General features: G+C 70.8%; 5 protein-coding genes. 3 read left to right on the top strand and 2 right to left on the bottom strand.

Features of this window, described 5'->3' with window-relative positions; translation table 11 throughout:
- Nucleotides 1-56 precede the first annotated feature (56 nt).
- From ACY0I8_RS06145 to ACY0I8_RS06135, 3 genes are all read left to right on the top strand, one after another.
- Nucleotides 57-4,460 carry a DUF5666 domain-containing protein gene (locus tag ACY0I8_RS06145; protein WP_461394050.1) on the top strand — a complete coding sequence of 1,468 codons (4,404 nt, stop codon included), beginning with the start codon at nt 57-59 and terminating at the stop codon, nt 4,458-4,460.
- Nucleotides 4,461-4,565: 105 nt separating this feature from the next.
- Entirely contained in the window at nt 4,566-5,297 is a 732-nt protein-coding gene (locus ACY0I8_RS06140; protein ID WP_461394049.1) for a DUF72 domain-containing protein, read from the top strand.
- A 96-nt stretch (nt 5,298-5,393) separates the two neighbouring features.
- A complete protein-coding gene (locus tag ACY0I8_RS06135) occupies nt 5,394-5,561 on the top strand; it encodes a hypothetical protein (RefSeq protein ID WP_461394048.1) in 168 nt (55 codons plus the stop codon).
- 81 nt (nt 5,562-5,642) lie between these two features.
- On the opposite strand, the gene ACY0I8_RS06130 is transcribed toward ACY0I8_RS06135, so the two are convergent.
- Together ACY0I8_RS06130 and ACY0I8_RS06125 are read right to left on the bottom strand one after the other, a co-directional pair.
- On the bottom strand, nt 5,643-6,050 hold the full coding sequence (locus ACY0I8_RS06130) for a hypothetical protein (RefSeq protein ID WP_461394047.1): 408 nt from the start codon (nt 6,048-6,050) through the stop codon (nt 5,643-5,645).
- A 112-nt stretch (nt 6,051-6,162) separates the two neighbouring features.
- Nucleotides 6,163-6,549, bottom strand: coding sequence for a hypothetical protein (locus ACY0I8_RS06125; protein ID WP_461394046.1), 387 nt, complete (start codon nt 6,547-6,549; stop codon nt 6,163-6,165).
- Nucleotides 6,550-6,779 lie beyond the last annotated feature (230 nt).

Here is a 6,779-nt window from a genome sequence, read left to right as displayed (position 1 = left end):
GCCGTCCCCCGTGGCGGCCGGCGCGCGGCCCTTCTCCAATCGCAGGAGGAAGGACCATGAGACGAACTTGGTTGCGTTGTTGGATGGGCCTCGGGCTCGCCGGCGCCCTGGCCGCCGGCCTGGCGGCCTGCGGCGGGGGCGGGGGCGGCGGGGACGACGGGGCACAGGCACCCCAGGCCCAGCGGTCGGTCCTGAGCGGGCCGATCGCCGGCTTCGGCAGCATCCTGGTGGGCGGGGTCGAGCTCGACCTCGCCGGGACCCAAATCACGGTGGACGACAACCCGAGTGCCGGGGAGGACGACCTCAAGCTCGGCATGATGGTGACCGTGGAGGCCGAGGTGTCGGGCTCCACCGGCACGGCCACCTCGGTGGTGTTCGAGGACAACCTGGAGGGGCCGGTCCAGTCGGTGTCGGCCGGGCTCAACCGGTTCGTGGCCGCGGGCCAGACCGTGGAGGTGGACGATCTCACGGTGTTCGACGGGGTCACCCTCGAGAGCCTCGCCATCGGCATGGTGGTGGAGGTGAGCGGGCTCCCCGACGCCTCGGGGGTGATCCACGCCACCCGGGTGGAAAAGAAGGCCGACGCCCTCGGCCCCGGCATGGAGGTGGAGGTCAAGGGCACCGTGTCGAACCTGGACGCCGCCGCCCAGACGTTCCGGGTGGGGACCCTCACGGTGGACTACGCCTCGGCCGCGTTCCAGAACCTCTCGGCCGAAGCCCTCGCAGACGGCGTCGCCGTGGAGGTGAAGGGCACCGAGTTCACGGGCACCACGCTGGTGGCCGCCTCGGTGGAAGGCCGGCCCAACCTGCCCGGGCAGGTCGAGGTGGAGGCGGCAGACGACGCCCGGGTCGAGGGGATCGTCACGGCGTTCACCGACGCCACGAGCTTCTCGGTGGCCGGCATGCCGGTGGACGCCTCGGGCGCGGTGACCTTTGAAAACGGCGCGGCCGCGGACCTCGGCCTGGGGGTCAAGCTCCAGGTGGAAGGGTCGGTGGCGAACGGCACCCTCGTGGCCACCAAGATCTCCTTCCGGCCCGAGGCCACGATCCGGATCGAGGGACCGGTGGACGCCGTGGACGCGGCCGGCGGCACGATCACGGTGCTCGGGATCACGATGCGGGTGCCCGACACCGTCCTGGTGGACGACCGGGTCGCGGCCCGCACCCTGGCCCTGGTGCTCGACGGCATCTCGGCCGGCGACTGGGTGGAGATCCGGGCGTTCCAGGACGCCGAAGGCAACGTGGTGGCCCGCCGGGTCGAGCGGGACGAGGCCGAGGATCTCGTGACGCTCCAGGGCCCGGTGCAGGCCGAGGACGAAACCGCCTTCAGCCTCACGATCCTGGGCGTCCTGGCGGACCTCGGGCGCTCGGGGGTGCGGTTCGAGGACCGGTTCGACCTGCCCCTCACCCGTGACGGGTTCTTCGCCCGGGTGGCCCCGGGAACCATCGTGCGCGTGCTCGGCACGATGGACGGAACCACCCTGGTGGGCGACAAGGCCGAGATCCAGGCGGGGGGGATCGTGCCGGACGAAGGTTCCTTCACCCTGATCCGGGACGTGATGCCCATTTTCCGCCGGAGCTGCCTCGCGAGCTCGAGCGACCCGGCGTTCCTGTGCCACGTGCCGGGCGGCCAGTCGGCCTCCGGGGAGAACCTGCCGCTGGACACGGCGACCAGCGCGTTCAATACCCTGCTGAACACCGAAGTCAACAACCAGGCCGGGCGGCTGGTGGTGCCGGGCGATCCCGAAGGAAGCGAGCTCTACCAGCGGGTGATCGGCACGGCCGCAGGCACCCAGATGCCCCTGGGCGGCCCGTTCCTGACCGAGGACGAGCAGGGGATCATCCGGGCATGGATCGCCGGCGGGGCCGCCTTGGGTGAGAACACCCCGCCGGTGGCCGACGCGGGCCCCGACCAGACCGTGCCCACGGGCCAGAGGGTCACCCTGGACGGCCGGGCCAGCTCGGATCCGGACGGCGACGCCTTGCGGTACACCTGGTCCCTGTTCTCGTGGCCCATGGGCAGCACGGCCCAGATTTCGGACCCGACGGACGACACCCCCCATTTCACCCCGGACCTGCCGGGCCGGTACGTGTTTCACCTGGTGGTGAACGACGGCATCGATTCGAGCCCCGCCGACGAGATGGTGCTCACGGCCGAAGGCGACGGCGAGGCCCCACCGCCCGAACCCCGGGCCCGCTTCGTGACCTTCACCGAGGACGTCCAGCCCATCTTCACCGCGAGCTGTGCCGTGGCCGGCTGCCACGTGCCGGGCGGCGCGCCCATGTCGCTCCGGGCCGGGGAATCGTACGACAACCTGGTCAACGTGAGCTCGCGGGTGGTCCCGGGAGCCCCCTCGTCGAGCACCCTGTACCTTCGGGTGAGCGGCACCTCCCTCGGCCCCCAGATGCCCCGGGGGGGCCCGGCCCTGTCGCCCGACCTCCAGGACGCGATCAAGGACTGGATCGACATGGGCGCCTTCCAGGACCTGAGCCTCTCCCTGGACGGCATGACCCCCCACGTGGGGCAGCTCACCCAGCTGCGGATCGTGAACGCCGCCACCGGGGAGCTCGCGGCCCGGATCATCCTGGATCCGCTGCCGGGAGAGAGCCTGAGCCTGTTCCTGCCGGTGGCCGTGCCCCCAGGCGACCACAACCTGGACTTCTTCGCGGACCACAACGGAAACCGTGTCTACAACCCGCCGCCCCTGGACCACGCGTGGCGCGAGGCGATCCCCTCGGCCACGGGGCAGGTGGCGTTCACCCACAACACGACCTTCACGAACGTGGGCGGCACGGCCGGTTCGGAGGGGCTGCCGTTCGTTCTGAACCTGAGCCAGATGACCCCCCATGTGGGCCAGGTGTTCGAGGTGCGGGTGCGCCGGCGGTCCACGGGCCAGACCGTGGGGGCCTACCGCCTGGGTGAGATCCCCGGGCCCTCGTTCCAGGTGGCGATCCCGGGCATCATCGAGAGCGGCGAGGACTACCAGGTGGACTTCTTCGCCGACCACAACGGCAACGGGGCCTACGACGCGCCGCCGGCCGACCATGCCTGGCGGATGACCGGGGTGGCCGGGGCCACGGGCCTGGTGGTGAACTTCACCCACAACACGGACTTCGCCGACGTCCAGATGAGCGCGGTGGCCGTGGCCGGAAGCCCCGCCCCCCGGGCGGCCGCCCGGGGCACCATCACGGCCAAGGGCAGCATCGTGATGGACGACCTCACCATCTCCACCGAGGGTGCGGAGATCGAGGTCGAGGGCGTGGAGAACCCCACGGACGACGACCTCAAGGTGGGCATGAAGGTGGAGGTGGAGGCCGAGGTGGACGAGACCACCGACACCGTCACCGCCACCCGGATCCGCACGGAGGAGGCGATCCGGGGGCCCTTCGAGGCAGTGGTGGACGACCACACCCTCACGGTGATGGGCCAGACGGTCGTGTTCGACCCCACGGACCCGGCCGTGCTCGATGACAGCATCGTCGGCGGCATCGGGGGCCTTTCGGCCGGCGACGTGCTGGAGGTCCACGGCGACGTGCTGCCCGACGGCACCGTGGCGGCCACGTTTATCGAGCTCGAGCCGACCCCGGTCCACTTCAAGGTCAAGGGCGTGATCGCCGGCACCGACGTGACCGCCATGACCTTCCGCATTGGGGCGCTCACCGTGGACTACTCCGGCGCCGACCTCTCCGACCTGCCGGGCAACGCGCCGGCCGACGGCCTGTTCGTGGAGGTGGAGGGGAGCCCGGCCCTGGGCACGGCCGGCGAGCTGGTGGCCACCAAGGTGGAGTCCGACGCCCTGGACGCGCCCGAGGCCCAGGAGATGCGGGTCGAGGGCGCGGTGACCGCGGTCGAGGGCGCGTCGTTCGAGGTGGAGGGCCAGCCGGCCCAGTGGAACGCCGGCACCCTCTTTGTCGGCGGCACCTCGGACGACCTCGTCCCGGGCGCCTTCGTGGAGGTGGAGGGGCCCGTGTCGGCCGGTGTGATCCTGGCCGACAAGGTCGAGTTCCAGGACGAGATCGACCTGGAGAGCGACCTCGCCGCCGTGGGCGACGACGGCTCCCTCACGCTGGCCGGCCTCGGGCTCACGGTGGCCGTTGACGAAAACCTCACCGAGATGCGCGATGCGGTGGGGACCGGCGACCACGTGCGGATCCGGGCGTTTCGCCTGGCCGACGGGAGCCTCATGGCCACGCGGGTGGAACGGCGCTCGGCCGGCACCACCGTGCGGCTCCAGGGCCCGGTGGACTCGGCGGCCGACCCGGTGGTGACGATCCTCGGGATCGCCGTGGACACCACGGGGTTCCAGGACGACGACTTCCAGGACATCTCGGACGCCACCCTCGGCCGCGCCGGGTTCTTCGGGGCCGTGGGGCTTGGAACCCTGGTCCAGGCCAAGGGCGACCTCCAGGAGGGCGGGGGCGTCCTGTGGCGGGAGGTGCAACTGGAAGAGGCCGACTGAGCACTCTTTCGGCCTAGGACGCGAGCGGGCGGCCCACTGGGCCGCCCGCTTTTTTTTTGCGCCTTCTCCGCGACCCGGTAGCCTTTCTTCCGCAGGAGGAACGCCGTGGAGACGCTTTGGGTTGGGTGCTCGGGGATTCCGGTGGCCCGGGCCCGGTACTGGGAGCGGTTCCGGACCGTGGAGGTGCAGCAGACCTTCTACCGGCCGCCGCGGGTGGAGACCCTGCGGCGCTGGCGGGCCGGGGCGCCGGAGGGCGCGGTGTTCGCCCTCAAGGCCTGGCAGGTGGTGACCCACCCGGCCACGAGCCCCACGTACCGGCGGCTGGGCCGGCCGGTGCCACCCGAGCGCCGCGATCGGTACGGGTTCTTCCGGCCCACCGAGGAGGTGGCCGAGGGGTGGGCCGTGACCCGGGAGGCCGCCCTGGCCCTCGGCGCGGCCGCGGTGCTCTTCCAGTGCCCGGCCTCGTTTCGGCCCACCCCGGAGAACGTGGGGAACCTCCGGCGGTTTTTCGGCCGGGTCGGGCCCCAGCCGTTTCTCCTGGCCTGGGAACCCCGTGGCCCCTGGCCGGCGGATCTGGTGGCAGGGCTCTGCCGGGACCTCGGGCTCGTCCACGCCGTGGACCCCTTCGCCGCCGACCCGGTCACGCCCGACCCCGTGTACCTCCGGCTCCACGGCCGGGGCGGGTACCGGTACCGGTACACCGACGACGAGCTCCGTTTTCTGGCCCTCCGGGTTTCCGGCCGCAGGGGGTTCGTATTTTTCAACAACGACCGCATGTGGGACGACGCTGGCCGGTTCGTCACGCTTCTTCCAAGCGCGTCAAGACCTTTCCCCTAAACGACCGGTTTGGTAACCTATGTGGCCTTGAGTCCTGGGGTCCGTCCGCCGATCAGGAAGACCGGCGGCGCATCCCTTTTTCCCTGCGAGGAGACCATGGCACGAGAGAAGAAGACGAAACCCTCGGAGGCCGGGAGGGCCTACGTGAAGAAACTCGACTTCGCCCGGAAGATCCACGAAAAGCTCGACGACGGGGCCCTTCTGGCCCTGTGCGAGTACTACGGCGAGGACGAGGAGGGGGACGACGAGGGGGGAGACGCCTGAACCGAAAGGGGCCCCCCGCGAACGAACAAGGCCGCCCCGGGGGCGGCCTTTTTTCTTGCCTGCGGCGGATCGGTTCCCGCCCTACGCCGGGGCGCTGTGGGCCGCCCCGGGGTCGTTGTCCCGGGGGTCGGGCCGCATCCGGGTCACGGCCTGGAGTTCCGGCGGGATGGCCTCGTGGGGTTCCACCCGCCACTCCACGCCCAGGGAGAACTCCGCCAACCGCCGGATCACCTTGCGGGACTCGCCCGGGTGGAGCCCGATGGCCACGGCCACATCGGTGAAGTACTCCGACTCGAGCCACGCCCGGGCCTCGGCCCTCCGGGCCGGGTCGGCCTCCGGATCGGCGTAGGCGTCCCGCACGGCGTGCTCGATCACCGCAAGCCACAATTTCTGCTCGGGCGAGGGATCGGGCACCTGCCGCCGCAGGAGCCGCATGGCCCAGGTGGCGGCGCGTCGGGGATCCATGGGGGTGTGGGCCTGGTTGCTCACGGCTGTTCCTCCTTTGGGGACAACGGAGTATATCATAAATTGTCCACATTAGAGGAGGATGAAAAGCGCGTGAGGAAACCCTGAAAAATTTTTCCAACCTCCGGTGGCACGGCTAGCCGCTCCGTTCCAGCACCCGCCCCACCAGAAATCCGCCCACCGAGCCATAGGCCAGGCCCGTGGCCGCGCCCAGGGCCACAACGGTCCAGTGGGCGTCGGGAAGCGCCCGGGCCAGGGTGAGGCCGGTGGCGAGTCCGGCCGCGCCCAGAAGGCCCGAGCCCGAACGCGGCCCGGGGAAAGCCCCGATGAGCGCCCCCACGACCGCCCACACGGCGGCCACGAAATTCATGTACCCCCCGACCTGGATCCGGATCCATAGGGAATCCACCGAGAGCAGCATCCCCAAGACCCAGGGGATGATCCCGGTCAACAAGCTCACCCCGGCCGCGGCGCCGAGAATGAGCCCGAAGCTGGCCCGGATGGGCCGGCTGATCGGTGCCATGTTCTTTTCACCTCCGTCGCGCGGTCTTCGGTCTGCGGTCGTCGGCCGATGCCCCCCGACGTCGAAATACTAACACCACGGAAGTATTGTCAGATCCTCGTGGTCGCTACGGAAACCAGCGGGTGGGGGGCTGGTGGAGAGCCGGGTGCGGCCCCTCACGTCGCCGCGCCCCACCAGGCTTGGATTGCCTTGGAAGCTCAGGAACTTCCGCTGTCTGCGCCCCGACCTAC

Source organism: Deferrisoma sp. (genome assembly GCF_054681715.1).
This window is presented reverse-complemented; position numbering and strand designations above follow the sequence as displayed.

Bases quoted from the DNA above. Each gene is read 5' to 3' on its own strand.
- ACY0I8_RS06145 (WP_461394050.1), top strand. From the start codon at position 57: ATGAGACGAACTTGGTTGCGTTGTTGGATGGGCCTCGGGCTCGCCGGC.
- ACY0I8_RS06135 (WP_461394048.1), top strand. From the start codon at position 5,394: ATGGCACGAGAGAAGAAGACGAAACCCTCGGAGGCCGGGAGGGCCTAC.
- ACY0I8_RS06125 (WP_461394046.1), bottom strand. From the start codon at position 6,549: ATGGCACCGATCAGCCGGCCCATCCGGGCCAGCTTCGGGCTCATTCTC.